Raw genomic sequence first — 18,646 nt, forward strand, 5'->3', positions numbered from 1 at the left:
CTCAAGACCCGGGGCATAGAAACAAGCTGATGAGGAACCGTCTGATGGCCGGCAAAACGCTCTACGACAAGCTCTGGGATTCGCATTTGGTCAAGCAGCGCGACGATGGTTCGGCGCTGATCTACATCGACCGTCACATCATCCATGAAGTGACTTCGCCGCAAGCCTTCGAAGGCCTGCGTCTGGCCGGGCGCAAGCCGTGGCGCATCGATGCCAATATCGCGACCCCGGACCACAACGTACCGACCACGCCGGAGCGCAAGGGCGGCATCGAAGCCATTGCCGATCAGGTGTCGCGCTTGCAGGTTCAGACCCTTGACGATAACTGTGACGAATACGGCATCGTTGAATTCAAGATGAATGACGTGCGCCAGGGTATCGTCCACGTCATTGGCCCGGAGCAGGGCGCGACCTTGCCCGGCATGACCGTGGTCTGCGGCGACTCCCATACTTCCACCCATGGTGCGTTTGGCGCCTTGGCCCACGGCATCGGCACCTCCGAGGTCGAGCACGTGCTCGCTACCCAGTGCCTGGTCGCCAAGAAAATGAAAAACATGCTGGTGCGCGTCGAGGGCAAGCTGCCGTTTGGCGTGACTGCCAAGGACATCGTCCTGGCCGTGATCGGCAAGATCGGCACCGCCGGTGGTAACGGCCATGCCATCGAGTTCGCCGGCAGCGCCATCCGCGATTTGTCCGTGGAAGGGCGCATGACCATCTGCAACATGTCCATCGAAGCCGGCGCTCGTGTCGGGCTGGTGGCCGCCGATGAAAAAACCGTGGAGTACGTCAAGGGCCGTCCGTTCGCCCCCAAGGGCGCCGAGTGGGACATGGCGGTGCAAGCCTGGAAAGACCTGGTTTCCGACGCCGACGCGAAGTTCGACACCGTGGTCGAACTCGACGCGACGCAAATCAAGCCGCAAGTCAGCTGGGGCACTTCCCCGGAAATGGTCCTGGCTGTGGACCAGAACGTGCCCGATCCTGCCCAGGAGATGGATCTGGTCAAGCGAGACTCCATCGTCCGCGCCCTGAAATACATGGGTTTGAGCGCCAACCAGGCGATCACCGACATTCAGCTGGACCGTGTGTTCATTGGCTCCTGCACCAACTCGCGGATCGAAGACCTGCGCGCAGCGGCGGTGATCGCCAAGGGCCGCAAAGTCGCCTCGACCATCAAGCAGGCCATCGTGGTGCCAGGCTCGGGCCTGGTGAAGGCCCAGGCCGAAGCCGAAGGTCTGGACAAGATTTTCCTCGAGGCCGGTTTCGAATGGCGTGAGCCTGGGTGTTCGATGTGCCTGGCGATGAACCCGGACCGTTTGGAGTCGGGCGAGCATTGCGCCTCCACCTCCAACCGTAACTTCGAAGGCCGTCAGGGCGCCGGTGGCCGTACGCATCTGGTCAGCCCGGCCATGGCCGCCGCCGCCGCCGTCAACGGCCGTTTCGTCGACGTCCGTGAATTGATCTGAAGGAGCGCAGCATGAAAGCTTTTACCCAGCACACTGGTCTTGTCGCGCCTTTGGATCGTGCCAACGTCGACACCGACCAGATCATCCCCAAGCAGTTTTTGAAGTCGATCAAGCGCACCGGCTTCGGCCCGAACCTGTTTGACGAGTGGCGCTACCTGGATGTGGGTCAGCCGTACCAGGACAACTCCAAGCGCCCGTTGAACAAGGATTTCGTCCTCAACGCCGAACGTTACCAAGGCGCCAGCGTGTTGCTGGCCCGCGAAAACTTCGGCTGCGGCTCCAGTCGCGAACACGCGCCATGGGCCCTTGAAGAGTACGGCTTTCGCAGCATCATTGCGCCGAGCTACGCCGACATCTTCTTCAACAACAGCTTCAAGAACGGCTTGTTGCCGATCATCCTGAGCGACGCTGAAGTCGATGAGTTGTTCCAGCAGGTCGAGGCCAACCCCGGCTATCAACTGCAGATCGACCTGGCGGCCCAGACCGTGACCCGTCCTGACGGCAAGGTGTTGCGTTTCGAGATCGATGCATTCCGTAAGCACTGCCTGCTCAACGGTCTGGACGACATCGGCCTGACCTTGCAGGACGGCGAGGCGATTGCCACGTTCGAGGCCAAGCACCGGGCGAGCCAGCCTTGGTTGTTTCGGGATGCTTGATTGATCTGAGATTGATGTCGTCAGTGCTGGCCCCTTCGCGAGCAAGCTCGCTCCCACAGGTGTTTTGTGAACACCATAAATCCCCTGTGGGAGCGAGCTTGCTCGCGATGGGGTCCGCCCAGGCAATAAAAAACCATAAGGACATCCCATGACCAGCACCGCCCACAGTCAGGTCGTACAAAAGCAATTCGGTGAACAGGCTTCGGCCTATCTGAGCAGTGCCGTGCACGCCCAGGGCACTGAGTTCGCCCTGCTGCAGGCTGAGCTTGCCGGGCGCGGCGAGGCCCGTGTGCTGGACCTGGGCTGCGGCGCTGGGCACGTGAGTTTCCATGTGGCGCCGCTGGCCGGTGAAGTGGTGGCCTACGACCTGTCCCAGCCAATGCTTGACGTTGTAGCTACGGCGGCAGCGGATCGTGGTCTGAGTAACATCACCACGGTGTGCGGCGCCGCCGAACGCCTGCCGTTCGCTAACGCTGAGTTCGACTTCGTGTTCAGCCGCTATTCGGCGCATCATTGGAGCGACCTGGGCTTGGCGCTGCGGGAAGTGCGCCGGGTGCTCAAGCCGGGTGGAGTGGCGGCGTTCATTGATGTCCTGTCACCCGGCATGCCGTTGTTGGACACGTACCTGCAAAGCGTTGAGGTGCTGCGTGACACCAGCCATGTTCGCGATTATTCGGCCGGCGAGTGGTTGCGCCAGGTCAGCGAGGCGGGGTTGCATACCCGCAGCACCACGCGCCAGCGTCTGCGCCTGGAGTACCAGTCGTGGGTCGAGCGCATGCGCACCCCCGAAGTGATGCGTGGGGCGATCCGTGAGCTGCAGCGATCGATGGGTGTTGAGGTGCGTGAATATTTTGAGATTGAGGCCGATGGTTCGTTCAGTACAGACGTACTGGTGCTGTGGGCCGAGCGATAGCACTTTTTCCGGCCAGTCCAAGCGCGGGCCGACAGAGCAAACGAGGAAAACATGAGCAAGCAGATTCTGATTCTCCCAGGCGACGGTATTGGCCCGGAAATCATGGCCGAAGCGGTCAAGGTCCTGGAACTGGCGAACGACAAGTACGGCCTGGGCTTTGAACTCAGCCACGATGTGATCGGCGGCGCTGCGATCGACAAGCATGGCGTCCCCCTGGCCGATGAAACCCTGGATCGTGCGCGTGCCGCCGATGCCGTACTGCTGGGCGCCGTGGGCGGCCCGAAATGGGACAAGATCGAACGCGACATCCGTCCTGAGCGCGGCCTGCTGAAGATCCGTGCGCAACTGGGCCTGTTCGGCAATCTGCGTCCGGCAATCCTCTACCCGCAACTGGCCGACGCTTCGAGCCTGAAGCCGGAAATCGTTTCGGGCCTGGACATCCTCATCGTCCGTGAACTGACCGGCGGTATCTACTTCGGCGCCCCGCGCGGCACCCGTGAGCTGGATAATGGCGAGCGTCAGGCCTACGACACCTTGCCGTACAGCGAGAGCGAAATCCGCCGTATCGCCCGGGTCGGTTTTGATATGGCACGGGTGCGCGGCAAAAAACTGTGCTCGGTGGACAAGGCCAACGTCCTGGCTTCCAGCCAGCTGTGGCGCGAAGTGGTCGAGCAGGTGGCCAAGGATTACCCGGACATCGAACTGAGCCACATGTACGTCGACAACGCCGCCATGCAACTGGTGCGCGCGCCCAAGCAGTTCGACGTGATCGTCACCGACAATATGTTCGGTGACATCCTGTCCGATGAAGCCTCGATGCTCACCGGCTCCATCGGCATGCTGCCGTCGGCCTCCCTGGATGTCAACAACAAAGGCATGTACGAGCCATGCCACGGTTCGGCGCCGGACATTGCCGGGCAGGGCATTGCCAACCCGTTGGCAACCATCCTGTCGGTGTCGATGATGCTGCGCTACAGCTTCAGTCTCAATGACGCGGCTGATGCCATCGAGAAGGCGGTCAGTGTGGTATTGGATCAAGGTTTGCGCACGGGCGACATCTGGTCGACCGGTTGCACCAAAGTCGGTACGCAGCAAATGGGCGATGCAGTAGTCGCCGCGTTGCGTAATCTGTAATCTTTGCGGCCCACCGCTTCGACGGTGGCCCACTTTTGTATAGGTGTAGTTGCGATGAAACGTGTAGGTCTGATCGGTTGGCGCGGCATGGTCGGTTCCGTGCTCATGCAGCGAATGCTGGAAGAGCAGGATTTCGATCTCATTGAACCGGTGTTTTTCACCACCTCCAATGTCGGTGGCCAGGGCCCGTCCGTGGGCAAGGACACCGGTGCGCTCAAGGATGCCTACAGCATTGACGAGCTCAAGACCCTTGATGTGATCCTGACCTGTCAGGGTGGCGACTACACCAGCGAAGTCTTCCCGAAACTGCGTGAAGCCGGCTGGCAGGGTTACTGGATCGACGCCGCCTCCAGCCTGCGCATGCAGGACGACGCCGTGATCATTCTCGACCCGGTGAACCGCAAGGTCATCGACCAGCAACTGGACGCGGGCACCAAGAACTACATTGGCGGCAACTGCACCGTAAGCCTGATGCTGATGGGCCTGGGCGGCCTGTTCGAGGCCGGTCTGGTGGAGTGGATGAGTGCCATGACCTATCAGGCGGCCTCGGGGGCCGGCGCGCAGAACATGCGTGAACTGATCAAGCAAATGGGTGCGACCCACGCCGCTGTCGCCGATGACCTGGCCAACCCGGCCAGCGCCATCCTGGACATCGATCGCAAGGTCGCCGAGGCGATGCGCAGCGATGCGTACCCGACCGAGAACTTCGGCGTGCCGTTGGCCGGCAGCCTGATCCCGTGGATCGACAAGGAACTGCCGAACGGCCAGAGCCGTGAAGAGTGGAAGGCCCAGGCCGAAACCAACAAGATCCTCGGTCGCTTCAAGAGCCCGATCCCGGTGGACGGCATCTGCGTGCGTATCGGTGCCATGCGCTGCCACAGCCAGGCGCTGACCATCAAGTTGAACAAAGACGTGCCGATCGCCGACATCGAAGGGCTGATCAGCCAGCACAACCCTTGGGTCAAGCTGGTGCCGAACAACCGCGAAATCAGCATGCAGGAGCTGAGCCCGACCAAGGTCACCGGCACCTTGAACGTACCGGTGGGTCGTCTGCGCAAGCTGAACATGGGCTCGCAATTCGTCGGTGCTTTCACCGTCGGCGACCAGTTGCTGTGGGGCGCGGCCGAACCGCTGCGTCGCATGCTGCGGATTCTGCTCGAGCGTTGATCGGTCACTGCTGTGAAAGAACCCGTGCCTTGTGAGAGGTGCGGGTTTTTTTATGGGAACGGTGTCGTCCGTGACATCGCCATCGCGAGCAGGCTCGCTCCCACAGTGGATCTTCAGTGGCCACAACACCTGTGGGAGCGAGCTTGCTCGCGATGGGGCCAGTACAACCACTGCAAACTCCCCTGCCAATTGCCTGCATACCCCCCACCCGGTAAAGTGCCGCTCCCCACGTTTTACCTGAGGTAGACCCATGAGCCAGTCCTTTGATATTGCCGTGATCGGCGCCACCGGTACTGTCGGCGAAACCCTTGTCCAGATTCTCGAAGAGCGTGACTTCCCGATCGGCAACCTGCACCTGCTGGCCAGCAGCGAGTCGGCGGGAAGCTCGGTGATGTTTCGCGGCAAAAATGTGCGGGTGCGCGAAGTCGACGAATTTGATTTCGGCAAAGTCCAACTGGTGTTTTTTGCCGCCGGCCCGGCGGTGACCCTGAGCTTCGCCCCCCGTGCCACGGCGGCCGGTTGCGCGTTGATTGATCTGTCCGGCGCCCTGCCGCCTGAGCAGGCGCCGCAGATCGTGCCGGAAGCCAACGGCGGGTTGCTGGCGGGTCTGAGCAAGCCGTTTCAAGTCAGCAGTCCCAGTGCGTCGGCGACCGCGCTGGCCGTGGTGCTGGCGCCGCTGCGCCAATGTCTGGCGTTGCAGCGTATCAGCCTGACCGCCAGTCTCGCTGTGTCCGCTCAGGGCCGTGCCGCCGTCAGTGAGCTGGCCCGTCAGACTGCCGAGTTGCTCAATGCACGTCCCCTCGAGCCGAAATTTTTCGATCGGCAAATGGCGTTCAACCTGCTGGCTCAGGTGGGTACCCCGGACGAGCAGGGCCACACGCTGCTGGAAAAGCGTCTGGTGCGTGAATTGCGTCAGGTGCTGGAACAGCCTTCGTTAAAGATTTCCGTCACTTGCATTCAAGCCCCGGTGTTTTTTGGCGATAGCTTTAGCGTGACTGTGCAGGCAGCCAGCGCCGTCGACCTGGCGAAAGTCAACGCAGCCTTGGAGGCGGCACCCGGCATCGAGCTGGTGGAGGCGGGCGATTACCCGACCCCGGTGGGCGATGCGGTAGGGCAGGATGTAGTCTACGTTGGACGTGTGCGCGGGGGGATCGATGACCCGGCGGAACTAAATATGTGGCTGACGTCAGATAACGTACGCAAGGGCGCGGCGCTCAATGCTGTGCAAGTGGCTGAGTTGTTGATAAAAGACCTGCTGTAAAAGATACTTGGCAACAATTTGTCGAATGATTCTAGCTGGGCGCTATGCTTGGCCAGAGTGCTGAAGGCGAACCTCCCTCTCGGGGCTTTCCCCGAGCATGAGTGAAACGATCGCGCGCGCCGTTGCTTCGGGGGGGGCGCGCAATGCCTTACGGCAGCGGCATCAACACCTTCTCGCTGGCCGAGGAATGTTCAAACAAAGGAAGAGGCTATGGTTCAAGTTCGCAAACTGGTGTTAGCAATAGCGGCCGCCTCGGCGCTGTCCTCCGGTATGGCGCAAGCACTCGGGCTCGGGGAATTGACCCTGAAGTCGCCGCCGAACCAGCCTCTGGTCGCCGAGATCGAGCTGCTCGACGTCCAGCAATTGACCGCCGCCGAAGTCGTGCCGAGCCTGGCCTCGCCCGAGGAGTTTGCCAAGGCCGGAATCGACCGCCAGGCGTTTCTCAATGACCTGACCTTCACCCCGGTAATCAATGCCAATGGCAAGAGCGTCCTGCGGGTGACTTCCAGTCAGCCGCTGTCGGAGCCGATGGTCAAGTTCCTGGTGCAGGTGATGTGGCCCAATGGCCGCCTGTTGCGCGACTACAGCGTGTTGATCGACCCTTCCAAATTCTCCCCTCAGGCGGCTGACGCCGCCCGGACGAAGCCGTCCCAGGTCGTCTCCACGCCGGTGACGGGCGCCACCAAGCCTTCCCAATACACCACCACGCCGCGCGATACACTTTGGGAAATTGCCGCCAAGGTGCGCAACGGCGGGTCGATCCAGCAAACCATGCTGGCGATCCAGGCGTTGAACCCGGACGCATTCATCAACGGCAACATCAATCTGCTCAAGACCGGCAAGGTATTGCGTCTGCCGGACCCGGTGCAAAGCACCGCGTTGCCGCAACCCCAGGCTATCGCCGAAGTGGCTGCGCAGAATGCCGCCTGGCGCCAGGGGCGTCGGGGTGTTGCGCGTTCCGGCCAGCAGCAGTTGGACGGTACCAAGCGTGGTGGCAGTCAAGCTGCACCGGCCCAGGCGGCCGGTCGCGATAATCTGAGTCTGGTCTCCGCCGAGGCCGCGAAGGCCGGCGCCAAAGGCGCTGCCGGCGATGCCCAAGCCCTGAGCAATCAGCTCGCGGTCACCCAGGAAAGCCTCGATTCGGCTCGCCGCGACAATGAAGAGCTCAAAAGCCGCATGGCGGATCTGCAGAGCCAACTGGACAAGCTGCAGCGCCTGATCGAGCTGAAGAACAATCAGCTGGCCAAAATGCAGGCTGATGGTGTCGCCGTACCGCCGCTCGATGAGTCGGCCCCGGCGATGTCGGCAGAATTGACGCCGGACCCAACGGCACAAGCTCCTGCGCCCGCGCCTGAAGCGACGCCGCCCGCGACTCCCGTGGAGCCAGCTCCGGCAGCGTCCAGCGAACAAAAGTACAACGATCTGCTGACCAATCCGATCCTGTTGGGTCTGGTTGGCGGTGGCGCGTTGATCCTGCTGTTGTTGCTGCTGTTGCTGGCCCGTCGCCGCAAGGCGCAACAGGAAGCCGAGAAGCACTTGCGCATGGCCCGAGCCCTCGAGGAGGAGGCTGATTTTTCCCCGGAGCTCGATCTGCCCCCGAGCAGCTTCGAGGGCATTGAAGTTCCACCGCCAAGCGTAAAGCTCGAACCAAAACCCGCTCCCGCGCCAGCGCCCAAGCCAGCCCCGGTGATTGCGCCCGTGATCGTCACGCCGCCGATCGCCGCGCCATTGGTGGCTCCGGCTGCCGAGCGTTCCGACGATGTGCTGGGTCAGGCCCAGTCCCACATTGATCGTGGTCGTTTGAATCAGGCGGCCGATCTGCTTGAGCAGGGCATCAAGGCCGAGCCTCAGCGCAGCGACCTGCGCCTGAAACTGATGGAAGTCTACGGTCAGCAGGGCGACCGCGATGCTTTTGTTGCCCAAGAGCGCCAACTGGTGGCCAACGGCGAAAACTATGCCCAGGTCGAACAGCTCAAAAGCCGTTTCCCGGCCATGGTGGTCGCCACCACTGCCGGTCTGGCCGCAGCGGCAGTCGCTGCCGAGTTGGACGCCCAGTACGTCAAGGATTTGCTGGAAGACACGCCGCCCACCGATGAGGAGCTCGACAGCGCCTTCGACCTGAGCCTTGAGGATCTGGAAGCCGCACCGGCAACGCCTGAGCCAGAGCCTGTCGTCGAGCTGGATGCATTCCCATCCGATGATGACCTGGACTTCGAATCGTTGCTCAAGCAGCAGACCGAGGCCAATGAAAGCCTGGATGACCTGTCGGAGTTCGACCTTGACCTGGGTGCCGACGCCCCGGCGCCGACGCCGGCCCTGGCCGACGAAGACTTCCTGCTGGACCTGGATGACGACCTCAAGGGCCTGGATGAGCCTGCCGTCCAAACCCCTGCGGTGGCCGACACCCCGTCTGACGACCTTGAGCTGCCGGAAGATTTCGACCTGTCCCTGGCCGATGAAATGGACGTGCAAGACAAACCCAAGGACGCCTTCGAGTCCGAACTGGACGATGTCAATGCCGAGCTTGAGCGCCTGTCCGACAGCCTCGCTCAGCCGACTTTCACTGCCGAAGACGCGTTGGCCAGTGCCGACGATGAGCCGGATTTCGACTTCCTCAGCGGTACCGATGAAGTGGCGACCAAGCTCGATCTGGCCCAGGCCTACATCGACATGGGTGACAACGATGGTGCCCGGGATATCCTCGGCGAAGTCCTCAGCGAAGGCGATGCCACGCAGAAGAGCGAGGCGCAGGAAATGTTGTCGCGCCTGGCCTGAGGTGATCGGGTAAACAAAAGCGGCAGCCGGTGAGGCTGCCGTTTTTGTTTGGGCTGGAGTTTAGGTTGGCTGGCGGGCCTCATCGCGAGCAGGCTCGCTCCCACAGAGGTTCTCGAGTATTCACAAATCCTGCGCCCAGCACAGATCCCTTGTGGGAGCGAGCCTGCTCGCGATGGCGCCAGTACATTCAACACATGACCACCGGTTGGACTGGCATCCCATCCCGTCGGCCTTATAATGCCCGCCTTTGCGTACTTCAGCAGGCTGTAATTCCTTGGCAAACATAGACAACCCGGCCGCCGAAATGGCGGCCGACGGCTTTTTCCGGATCGCCCTGGGCGTTGAATATAAAGGCTCGCGCTATCGCGGCTGGCAGCGCCAGGCCTCCGGTGTGGCGACGGTGCAGGAAACCCTCGAAAATGCACTGTCCAAAGTCGCTGATTCGCCCGTGTCGCTGCATTGTGCCGGCCGTACCGATGCCGGCGTGCACGCCTGCGGCCAGGTGGTGCATTTCGACACCCAGGTCGAGCGTTCGATGAAGGCCTGGGTCATGGGGGCCAACATCAACTTGCCTCACGACGTCAGTGTCAGCTGGGCCAAGGCAATGCCGGCGCATTTCCATGCACGCTTCAAGGCCATCGCCCGGCGTTATCGCTACGTGATCTACAACGACCAGATCCGCCCCGCGCATCTGAACGAAGAAATCACCTGGAACCACCGTCCGCTGGACGTCGAGCGCATGGCTGAAGCCGCGCAGTACCTGGTCGGTGTTCATGATTTCAGTGCCTTTCGCGCCGGCCAGTGCCAGGCCAAGTCACCGATCAAAGAGCTGCATCACCTGCGGGTGACCCGCCACGGCAAAATGATCGTGCTCGATATCCGCGCCAGCGCCTTCCTGCATCACATGGTGCGCAACATCGCGGGGGTGCTGATGACCATCGGTGCCGGTGAGCGGCCGGTGGAGTGGATCAAGGAAGTGCTTGAAAGCCGCATCCGGCGTTCCGGCGGCGTGACGGCGCACCCGTTTGGCCTATACCTGGTGCAGGTCGAATACCACGATGAATTCGAGCTGCCACAGCGTTACATCGGGCCACATTTCCTCACGGGCTTCTCGGAACTCGACGGCTGACGCCCTGCGCAGCATTTGCTACCATCCGGGACTTTCACGGATTTGCCTGAGGTTTTGACGACATGCCGGCCGTTCGCAGCAAGATTTGCGGGATCACCCGCGTCGAGGACGCGCTGGCGGCGGTGGAGGCTGGTGCCGATGCCATCGGGCTGGTGTTTTATGCCAAGAGCCCTCGCGCGGTGACGGTGCAGCAGGCGAGGGCGATCATCCGGGCCTTGCCTCCGTTCGTAACCCCCGTCGGCCTGTTCGTCAACGCCAGTCGTTGCGAGCTGGGCGAGATACTCGACGCGGTGCCGTTGGCCCTGTTGCAGTTTCACGGGGACGAGACGCCCGCCGATTGCGAGGGCTGGCATCGTCCGTACATCAAGGCGTTGCGGGTCAAGGCCGATGATGACATCGCGGCCAGTTGCGATGCCTTTGCCGGTGCCAGTGGCATACTGCTGGACACCTATGTGGAAGGCGTTCCCGGTGGGACCGGTGAAGCATTCGACTGGTCGCTGGTGCCCCAGGGCCTGAGCAAACCGATTATCCTCGCCGGTGGGTTGACGGCGCAAAACGTGGCCGAAGCCATCCGTCAGGTTCGCCCTTACGCGGTCGATGTCAGCGGTGGGGTAGAGCAAAGCAAGGGCATCAAGGATCCGGCCAGGATTCGTGCGTTCATGGCCGCTGTACGCAGCAGCCAGTAGTCAATGTGACGGCTGGCAGACTGCCGCCGTCCATACCAGCACTGTACAAAGCAGGCAGGCGCCGCCTCCGGGTGGGCCGATAGCGTAGTGGTAGCCGCGGTGCCGCGGTTGCCGGGATGGCTGAGGAGGTTGGGCTGCACGCAGGTCATGCTTCGCGCTGATCGTGGTGGTCCCTCGACCCTCGCCGCACAATGAATTTAGCTCAAGGGCATACGCGGGACCGCGAACCAGAGCGTTCGGGTCACCGGTACTGGAGAAAGAAAGCATGAGCAACTGGTTGGTAGACAAACTGATCCCTTCGATCATGCGTTCCGAGGTGAAAAAAAGCTCGGTGCCTGAAGGTCTGTGGCACAAATGTCCATCCTGCGAAGCGGTGCTGTACCGCCCCGAGCTGGAAAAGACCCTGGACGTTTGCCCCAAGTGCAACCATCACATGCGCATCGGTGCGCGTGCCCGTATCGACATCTTCCTGGACGCCGAAGGCCGTGTTGAGCTGGGTGCCGACCTGGAGCCGGTGGACCGCCTGAAATTCCGCGACGGCAAGAAGTACAAGGATCGCCTGGCCGCGGCCCAGAAGCAGACCGGCGAAAAAGACGCCCTGGTGTCCATGAGCGGCACCCTGCTGGGCATGCCGGTGGTGGTTTCGGCCTTCGAGTTCTCCTTCATGGGGGGCTCCATGGGGGCCATCGTCGGCGAGCGCTTCGTGCGTGCCGCCAACCATGCCCTGGAAAACCGTTGCCCGATGATCTGCTTTGCCGCTTCCGGTGGTGCGCGTATGCAGGAAGCGCTGATCTCCCTGATGCAAATGGCCAAGACCTCCGCGGTGCTGGCGCGTCTGCGTGAAGAAGGCATTCCGTTCATCTCGGTGTTGACCGACCCGGTCTACGGCGGCGTTTCCGCCAGCCTGGCGATGCTGGGCGATGTGATCGTTGGCGAGCCGAAGGCGCTGATCGGTTTTGCCGGCCCGCGCGTTATCGAGCAGACCGTGCGCGAAAAATTGCCGGAAGGCTTCCAGCGCAGTGAGTTCCTGCTGGAGCACGGCGCCATCGACATGATCATCCACCGCCAGGAGTTGCGTCCGCGTCTGGGCAATCTGCTGGCGCAACTGATGGGCCTGCCGACCCCGAAATTCGTCGCCGCCCCCATCGAGCCGATCGTGGTTCCGCCGGTGCCAGCGAACATATGACCCAACGTACCCTGGGCGATTGGCTTGCCTACCTTGAGCAGTTGCATCCGTCAGCCATCGACATGGGGCTGGAGCGCTCGCAAGCGGTAATGTCCCGCATGGGACTGGCCAAGCCGGCGCCCCGGGTCATCACCGTTACCGGCACCAATGGCAAGGGTTCGACCTGCGCCTTCGTGGCCTCGCTGTTGCGGGCCCAGGGGTTGAGCGTAGGTGTCTACAGTTCGCCGCACCTGTTGCGCTACAACGAGCGGGTGCAGATCAACGGCGTCGAAGCCTCTGACGCCGAGTTGTGCGAAGCCTTTGCTGCGGTGGAAGCCGGGCGGGGCGAGATTTCCCTTACCTATTTCGAGATGGGCACCCTGGCGGCGTTCTGGCTGTTCGCGGGTGCCGGTCTTGATGCCGTGGTGCTTGAAGTCGGCCTGGGTGGCCGGCTCGATGCTGTCAATCTGGTGGATGCGGACGTTGCGCTGGTCACCAGCATCGGTGTGGACCATACCGATTATCTGGGTGACACCCGCGAGTCCGTCGCCTTCGAGAAAGCCGGCATCTTCCGCCCGGGCGCGCCTGCGCTCTGTGGTGACCTCAATCCCCCTCAACCGTTGCTGGACAAGGTCCGCGAGTTGAGCTGCCCGTTCTTTTTGCGCGGGCGGGATTTCGACCTGGCAATGACTGAGCAACATTGGCAATGGCGGGGCAGTGACGCCCGGGGCAATCCGGTGGAGTTGCGCGATTTGCCGCTGCTGGAGCTGCCGATGGAGAACGCCGCGCTGGCGCTCCAGGCCTACCTGTTGCTGGACCTGCCATGGCATGCCGGGCAAATTATCGAAGCGTTGCAAGCGACTCGCGTCGTCGGTCGTCTCGATCGCCGCCAGTTCGATTGGCACGGCAAACGCCTGAATCTGTTGCTTGATGTCGGCCACAACCCTCATGCGGCGCAGTATCTGGCCGAGCGCTTGGCGCGGCGGCCGGTAGCCGGGCGCCGCCTGGCGGTATTTGGGCTGCTTGGCGACAAGGATCTGGATGGCGTTGTCGATGCGTTGGGTGCTAGTGTCCAGCATTGGGCGGTAGCACCGCTGGATTCACCGCGCTCGCGCCCGGCTGCCGAGCTACGGGAAGTCTTGCAGCGTCGCGGCGCTTGCGTAGAGACTTATGACAGCGTGGCCGCGGCGCTGGAAGGGCAGTGCGCCCTGGCGACGGTCGACGATGAGATCCTGCTGTTCGGATCATTTTTTTGTGTTGCCGAGGCCCTTCAATGGCTGGCCCGGCGCTCCACGGAGGAAGCTGCAGATGGCATTGCTGGATAAAGCGTACAAGCAGCGCATGGTGGGGGCCCTGGTATTGGTGGCCTTGGCGGTGATTTTCCTGCCGATGCTGTTTTCTCGTCAGGATGAGCAGCGCCAGGTTACGGTCGACGCTCCGGCTGCCCCCCAGGCGCCGTCTGTCGCGCCCGTGCAGGTCGAGCCGGTGCTGGTGCCTGAACCTGAAGCGCTACCCCAGGAACCCGTTCCGAGCGACGAGGAGCTGGCCGAGCAACCTGCGCCTTCCCTGCCGATCGAGCCTGCGCCGGCGGCACCCGCCACGGCAGCGCCGGCTCCGAGCAAGCCGGCAGTCGCTCCAGCCCCGGCAGCACCGGTGGCCAAGCCGGCCCCGACCCAACCGATTACCCCAGCCCCGGCCAAGCCGGATACCACGCAAAGCCGCGTGGACGCCAACGGTCTGTCGGTCAGTTGGTCCGTTCAGTTGGCCAGCCTGAGCAATCGTGAGAGTGCCGAAAAACTTCAGAAAACCCTGCGCAGCCAGGGCTACAACGCCTATATCCGCACCGCCGATGGCAAGAATCGCGTATTTGTGGGGCCGCTGATCGAGCGTGCCGAGGCTGATCGGCTGAGGGACCTGCTCAGCCGCCAGCAGAACCTCAAGGGTTTTGTGGTGCGTTTTCAGCCTGAGCGCGGTTGACGGCGGTTTGCCTGATTTGAATCACACTGACAATCGCAGCTTACCGACAGCTCTGGCCTCTGCTAAAATGCGCCGCCTTATCCGTCTGTAGGCTGCACCGTGCCATTTACCTGGGTTGACTGGGCGATCGTTGCAATCGTCGCCATCTCCGCATTGATCAGTCTGAGCCGCGGCTTCGTCAAGGAAGCCCTCTCGCTGCTGACCTGGATCATCGCGGGGGTCGTAGCCTGGATGTTTGGTGGTTCGTTGTCCCAGTACCTCGCCGGATACATTGAAACTCCGTCGGCCCGCGTGATCGCGGGCTGTGCCATCTTGTTTATCGCCACCTTGCTGGTCGGCGCAATGATCAACTACCTGATCGGCGAACTGATTCGCGTCACCGGGCTTTCCGGGACGGACCGGTTCCTGGGCATGGCCTTCGGCGCGGCGCGTGGCGCGTTGCTGGTGGTCGTGGCTGTCGGGCTATTGAGCCTGGGGCCGGTACAGCAGGATACGTGGTGGCAGGAGTCCCGGCTCGTGCCACAATTTCTATTGGTCGCAGACTGGTCCAAGAACCTGATCCTGGGTTGGAGCAGTCAGTGGCTTGCCAGCGGTATCAGCGTACCCGCTGAAATACCGTTCAAGGAACAACTCTTGCCGATGGCCAAAACGCCGCAGTGAGTGTTGTTCAGTTCAGATCCATTAAGTAGGGGTTGTGTCGCATGTGTGGCATCGTCGGTATCGTCGGTAAGTCGAACGTCAATCAGGCGCTGTATGACGCGCTAACCGTGCTCCAGCACCGCGGCCAGGACGCTGCCGGTATCGTGACCAGCCATGACGGCCGGTTATTCCTGCGCAAGGACAACGGGCTGGTGCGTGACGTGTTCCATCAGCGTCACATGCAGCGCCTGGTTGGTCACATGGGCATTGGCCATGTGCGCTACCCAACAGCGGGCAGCTCGACTTCGGCCGAAGCCCAGCCGTTCTACGTCAACTCGCCGTACGGCATCACGTTGGCGCACAACGGCAACCTGACCAACGTCGAGCAGTTGGCCAAGGAGATCTACGAATCGGACCTGCGCCACGTCAATACCAACTCCGACTCGGAAGTGATGCTCAACGTCTTCGCCCATGAACTGGCCCAGCGCGGCAAGCTGCAGCCTACCGAAGAAGACGTGTTCGCCGCTGTGACCGACGTGCATAACCGCTGCGTCGGCGGCTACTCGGTCGTGGCGATGATCACCGGTTACGGCATCGTCGGTTTCCGCGACCCCCATGGCATCCGCCCGATCGTGTTCGGCCAGCGTCACACCGACGAAGGCGTCGAGTACATGATCGCCTCGGAAAGCGTGTCCCTGGACGTGCTGGGTTTCACCCTGATTCGCGACCTGGCCCCGGGCGAAGCGGTCTACATCACCGAAGACGGCAAGTTGTTCACCCGTCAGTGCGCGACCAACCCGAGCCTGACTCCGTGCATCTTCGAGCACGTTTACCTGGCGCGCCCGGACTCGATCATCGACGGCATCTCGGTCTATAAGGCCCGCCTGCGCATGGGCGAGAAACTGGCCGACAAGATCTTGCGCGAGCGGCCGGACCACGACATCGACGTGGTCATCCCGATCCCGGACACCAGCCGCACCGCGGCCCTGGAGCTGGCGAACCACCTGGGCGTCAAGTTCCGCGAAGGCTTCGTGAAGAACCGTTACATCGGCCGTACCTTCATCATGCCCGGCCAGGCTGCACGGAAAAAATCGGTACGCCAGAAGCTCAACGCCATCGAACTGGAATTTCGCGGCAAGAACGTGATGCTGGTGGATGACTCCATCGTGCGCGGAACCACGTGCAAGCAGATCATCCAGATGGCCCGTGAAGCCGGTGCCAAGAACGTATACTTCTGCTCGGCGGCGCCGGCCGTGCGTTATCCGAACGTCTACGGCATCGACATGCCGAGCGCCCACGAGCTGATCGCCCACAATCGCACTACCCAGGAAGTGGCCGACCTGATCGGCGCCGACTGGCTGATCTATCAGGACCTGCCGGACCTGATAGAAGCGGTGGGTGGTGGCAAGATCAAGATCGAGCAATTCGACTGCGCAGTGTTTGACGGCAAGTACGTAACCGGTGACGTCGATGAGGCCTACCTGAACAAGATCGAGAACGCTCGTAACGATGCGTCCAAGGCCAAGACCCAGGCGGTCAGCGCGATCATCGATCTGTACAACAACTGAGTGACAAGCCGGCCCTGAGGGGCCGGTTTGCGTTTAATGACTACAGGAGCGACAGCATGAGTCAGGATTGGGATGCCGGTCGGCTGGACAGCGACCTTGAGGGTGTAGCGTTCGATACCCTGGCGGTCCGCGCCGGTCAGCACCGCACGCCGGAAGCCGAGCATGGCGATCCGATGTTCTTCACGTCCAGCTACGTGTTCCGTACCGCTGCCGATGCGGCGGCACGGTTTGCCGGCGAGGTGCCGGGCAACGTCTACTCGCGCTACACCAACCCCACCGTGCGGGCTTTCGAAGAGCGCCTCGCTGCTCTGGAAGGTGCCGAGCAGGCTGTGGCCACCGCCACCGGCATGGCGGCGATCATGGCCGTGGTCATGAGCTTTTGCAGCGCTGGCGACCACGTGCTGGTGTCGCGCAGTGTCTTCGGCTCGACCATCAGCCTGTTCGAAAAGTACTTCAAGCGTTTCGGCGTGGAAGTCGATTACGTGCCCCTGGCGGACTTGTCCGGTTGGGATGCGGCAATCAAGCCCAATACCAAGATGCTGTTTGTCGAATCGCCGTCCAACCCCCTGGCCGAGCTGGTGGACATCGCCGCGTTGGCGGAAATCGCCCACGCCAAGGGCGCCATGCTGGTGGTCGATAACTGCTTCTGCACGCCGGCGTTGCAACAGCCACTGAAGCTGGGTGCCGACGTGGTGGTGCATTCGGCGACCAAGTTCATCGACGGCCAGGGTCGTTGCATGGGCGGCGTGGTGGCCGGTCGTGGCGAGCAGATGAAAGAAGTGGTGGGCTTCCTGCGCACCGCCGGGCCGACCTTGAGTCCGTTCAACGCCTGGATCTTCCTCAAAGGCCTGGAAACCCTGGGCCTGCGTATGAAAGCCCATTGCGCCAACGCCCAACTGCTGGCTGAGTGGCTGGAGCAGCAGGATGGCATCGAGAAAGTGCACTACGCCGGCCTCAAGAGCCATCCGCAACATGACCTGGCCGCGCGTCAGCAGCGCGGTTTCGGTGCGGTGGTGAGCTTCGAGGTCAAAGGGGGCAAGGAGGGCGCATGGCGCTTCATCGACGCCACCCGGTTGATTTCCATCACCGCCAACCTGGGTGACAGCAAAACCACCATCACTCACCCAAGCACCACCTCCCACGGTCGCCTGACGCCCCAGGAGCGTGAAGCAGCGGGCATCCGCGACAGCCTGATCCGCGTCGCGGTGGGTCTGGAGGACGTGGCTGACCTGCAAGCCGATCTGGCCCGTGGGTTGGCCGCCTTGTGATCGAGCTGGCAACGCCGCACGGCGGCACTCATGGCCGGGTAGCTCTGGTGACAGGCGCCGCGCGGGGTATCGGCCTGGGGATTGCCACCTGGCTGATCTGTGAAGGCTGGCAGGTGGTGCTGACTGACCTGGATCGTGAGCGCGGCTCCAAGGTCGCCAAGACGCTGGGGGAGAACGCCTGGTTCATCACCATGGATGTGGCGGATGAGACGCAAGTCGCCACGGGAATCGCCGAGGTGTTGGGCCAGTTTGGACGGCTTGACGCGCTGGTGTGCAACGCGGCCATCGCCGATCCCCACAACATCACCCTGGAAAGCCTGGATCTGGCCTACTGGAATCGGGTCCTGGCGGTGAACCTGGGTGGTCCCATGCTGCTGGCCAAGCATTGTGCGCCTTACCTGCGTGCCCACAATGGCGCCATCGTCAACCTGGCCTCGACCCGTGCCGCACAATCAGAACCCGACACCGAAGCCTATGCGGCGAGCAAGGGCGGCTTGCTCGCCCTGACCCATGCCTTGGCGATCAGCCTTGGGCCGGAGATCCGGGTCAATGCTGTCAGCCCCGGCTGGATCGACGCACGGGACCCGTCCCAGCGTCGCGCGCAGCCGCTCAGCGATGCCGATCATGCTCAGCATCCGGCAGGCAGGGTAGGCACGGTGGAGGATGTAGCGGCGATGGTGGCGTGGCTGTTGTCGCGCAATGCCGGTTTTGTCACGGGCCAGGAGTTCGTGGTGGACGGCGGCATGACCAAGAAAATGATTTATGAGTGAGAGCGGTTGTGCGTGCCGCTTGAACTGTTTTGAAAAAACTTCAACCCTGCTATTGACTTAGCTTCGGTACCTGCG

General features: G+C 62.3%; 16 protein-coding genes. All 16 read left to right on the forward strand.

Annotation, left to right across the window (positions count from 1 at the left end; genetic code table 11):
- The first annotated feature begins 44 nt into the window (after positions 1-44).
- The 16 genes from leuC (at position 45) to PSEUDOMOFG3G_RS07635 (ending at position 18,571) form a co-directional block, all read left to right on the forward strand.
- Positions 45-1,463: a 3-isopropylmalate dehydratase large subunit gene (gene leuC / locus PSEUDOMOFG3G_RS07560; RefSeq protein WP_139049559.1), complete on the forward strand. Its 1,419-nt coding sequence runs from the start codon at positions 45-47 to the stop codon at positions 1,461-1,463.
- Positions 1,464-1,474: 11 nt separating this feature from the next.
- Positions 1,475-2,119, forward strand: a complete 645-nt coding sequence (gene leuD / locus PSEUDOMOFG3G_RS07565) for a 3-isopropylmalate dehydratase small subunit (protein WP_047229245.1) — start codon at positions 1,475-1,477, stop codon at positions 2,117-2,119.
- A gap of 148 nt (positions 2,120-2,267) precedes the next feature.
- Positions 2,268-3,032 (forward strand): class I SAM-dependent methyltransferase, encoded by a 765-nt coding sequence (locus tag PSEUDOMOFG3G_RS07570; RefSeq protein ID WP_139049560.1) that lies wholly within the window; start codon positions 2,268-2,270, stop codon positions 3,030-3,032.
- A 51-nt stretch (positions 3,033-3,083) separates the two neighbouring features.
- Positions 3,084-4,166: a 3-isopropylmalate dehydrogenase gene (leuB, locus tag PSEUDOMOFG3G_RS07575; RefSeq protein ID WP_139049561.1), complete on the forward strand. Its 1,083-nt coding sequence runs from the start codon at positions 3,084-3,086 to the stop codon at positions 4,164-4,166.
- A 54-nt stretch (positions 4,167-4,220) separates the two neighbouring features.
- Complete coding sequence (asd, locus tag PSEUDOMOFG3G_RS07580) at positions 4,221-5,333, forward strand: aspartate-semialdehyde dehydrogenase (protein WP_047229242.1); 1,113 nt, start codon at positions 4,221-4,223, stop codon at positions 5,331-5,333.
- 250 nt (positions 5,334-5,583) lie between these two features.
- On the forward strand, positions 5,584-6,594 hold the full coding sequence (locus tag PSEUDOMOFG3G_RS07585; RefSeq protein WP_139049562.1) for an aspartate-semialdehyde dehydrogenase: 1,011 nt from the start codon (positions 5,584-5,586) through the stop codon (positions 6,592-6,594).
- 210 nt (positions 6,595-6,804) lie between these two features.
- A complete protein-coding gene (locus PSEUDOMOFG3G_RS07590; protein ID WP_139049563.1) occupies positions 6,805-9,369 on the forward strand; it encodes a FimV/HubP family polar landmark protein in 2,565 nt (854 codons plus the stop codon).
- 304 nt (positions 9,370-9,673) lie between these two features.
- The gene (gene truA, locus PSEUDOMOFG3G_RS07595) at positions 9,674-10,498 is read left to right on the forward strand and encodes a tRNA pseudouridine(38-40) synthase TruA (RefSeq protein ID WP_047229296.1); all 825 of its coding nucleotides are present in this window, start codon (positions 9,674-9,676) and stop codon (positions 10,496-10,498) included.
- Positions 10,499-10,560: 62 nt separating this feature from the next.
- Positions 10,561-11,184, forward strand: coding sequence for a phosphoribosylanthranilate isomerase (locus PSEUDOMOFG3G_RS07600; RefSeq protein WP_139049564.1), 624 nt, complete (start codon positions 10,561-10,563; stop codon positions 11,182-11,184).
- Between the two features lie 265 nt (positions 11,185-11,449).
- On the forward strand, positions 11,450-12,370 hold the full coding sequence (accD, locus tag PSEUDOMOFG3G_RS07605) for an acetyl-CoA carboxylase, carboxyltransferase subunit beta (RefSeq protein ID WP_139049565.1): 921 nt from the start codon (positions 11,450-11,452) through the stop codon (positions 12,368-12,370).
- Entirely contained in the window at positions 12,367-13,674 is a 1,308-nt protein-coding gene (gene folC / locus PSEUDOMOFG3G_RS07610) for a bifunctional tetrahydrofolate synthase/dihydrofolate synthase (RefSeq protein ID WP_139049566.1), read from the forward strand. Before accD ends, folC begins: the two co-directional genes overlap by 4 nt.
- Complete coding sequence (locus PSEUDOMOFG3G_RS07615; protein WP_047229236.1) at positions 13,658-14,326, forward strand: SPOR domain-containing protein; 669 nt, start codon at positions 13,658-13,660, stop codon at positions 14,324-14,326. Before folC ends, PSEUDOMOFG3G_RS07615 begins: the two co-directional genes overlap by 17 nt.
- A gap of 99 nt (positions 14,327-14,425) precedes the next feature.
- Positions 14,426-14,986: a CvpA family protein gene (locus PSEUDOMOFG3G_RS07620; RefSeq protein ID WP_039593931.1), complete on the forward strand. Its 561-nt coding sequence runs from the start codon at positions 14,426-14,428 to the stop codon at positions 14,984-14,986.
- 41 nt (positions 14,987-15,027) lie between these two features.
- Complete coding sequence (gene purF, locus PSEUDOMOFG3G_RS07625) at positions 15,028-16,533, forward strand: amidophosphoribosyltransferase (RefSeq protein WP_047229235.1); 1,506 nt, start codon at positions 15,028-15,030, stop codon at positions 16,531-16,533.
- A gap of 56 nt (positions 16,534-16,589) precedes the next feature.
- Positions 16,590-17,801 carry an O-succinylhomoserine sulfhydrylase gene (locus PSEUDOMOFG3G_RS07630; RefSeq protein ID WP_047229234.1) on the forward strand — a complete coding sequence of 404 codons (1,212 nt, stop codon included), beginning with the start codon at positions 16,590-16,592 and terminating at the stop codon, positions 17,799-17,801.
- The gene (locus PSEUDOMOFG3G_RS07635) at positions 17,798-18,571 is read left to right on the forward strand and encodes an SDR family oxidoreductase (protein ID WP_047229233.1); all 774 of its coding nucleotides are present in this window, start codon (positions 17,798-17,800) and stop codon (positions 18,569-18,571) included. The genes PSEUDOMOFG3G_RS07630 and PSEUDOMOFG3G_RS07635 overlap by 4 nt, the downstream gene beginning before the upstream one ends.
- Positions 18,572-18,646 lie beyond the last annotated feature (75 nt).

Source organism: Pseudomonas sp. FG-3G, assembly GCF_901007645.1.
In the GTDB taxonomy this organism is placed as follows: Bacteria; Pseudomonadota; Gammaproteobacteria; order Pseudomonadales; family Pseudomonadaceae; genus Aquipseudomonas; species Aquipseudomonas rhizophila.

Excerpts from the sequence above, each read along its gene's own strand:
- leuC (WP_139049559.1), top strand. The coding sequence starts at position 45 with ATGGCCGGCAAAACGCTCTACGACAAGCTCTGGGATTCGCATTTGGTC.
- leuD (WP_047229245.1), top strand. The coding sequence starts at position 1,475 with ATGAAAGCTTTTACCCAGCACACTGGTCTTGTCGCGCCTTTGGATCGT.
- PSEUDOMOFG3G_RS07570 (WP_139049560.1), top strand. The coding sequence starts at position 2,268 with ATGACCAGCACCGCCCACAGTCAGGTCGTACAAAAGCAATTCGGTGAA.
- leuB (WP_139049561.1), top strand. The coding sequence starts at position 3,084 with ATGAGCAAGCAGATTCTGATTCTCCCAGGCGACGGTATTGGCCCGGAA.
- asd (WP_047229242.1), top strand. The coding sequence starts at position 4,221 with ATGAAACGTGTAGGTCTGATCGGTTGGCGCGGCATGGTCGGTTCCGTG.
- PSEUDOMOFG3G_RS07585 (WP_139049562.1), top strand. The coding sequence starts at position 5,584 with ATGAGCCAGTCCTTTGATATTGCCGTGATCGGCGCCACCGGTACTGTC.
- PSEUDOMOFG3G_RS07590 (WP_139049563.1), top strand. The coding sequence starts at position 6,805 with ATGGTTCAAGTTCGCAAACTGGTGTTAGCAATAGCGGCCGCCTCGGCG.
- truA (WP_047229296.1), top strand. The coding sequence starts at position 9,674 with ATGGCGGCCGACGGCTTTTTCCGGATCGCCCTGGGCGTTGAATATAAA.
- PSEUDOMOFG3G_RS07600 (WP_139049564.1), top strand. The coding sequence starts at position 10,561 with ATGCCGGCCGTTCGCAGCAAGATTTGCGGGATCACCCGCGTCGAGGAC.
- accD (WP_139049565.1), top strand. The coding sequence starts at position 11,450 with ATGAGCAACTGGTTGGTAGACAAACTGATCCCTTCGATCATGCGTTCC.
- folC (WP_139049566.1), top strand. The coding sequence starts at position 12,367 with ATGACCCAACGTACCCTGGGCGATTGGCTTGCCTACCTTGAGCAGTTG.
- PSEUDOMOFG3G_RS07615 (WP_047229236.1), top strand. The coding sequence starts at position 13,658 with ATGGCATTGCTGGATAAAGCGTACAAGCAGCGCATGGTGGGGGCCCTG.
- purF (WP_047229235.1), top strand. The coding sequence starts at position 15,028 with ATGTGTGGCATCGTCGGTATCGTCGGTAAGTCGAACGTCAATCAGGCG.
- PSEUDOMOFG3G_RS07630 (WP_047229234.1), top strand. The coding sequence starts at position 16,590 with ATGAGTCAGGATTGGGATGCCGGTCGGCTGGACAGCGACCTTGAGGGT.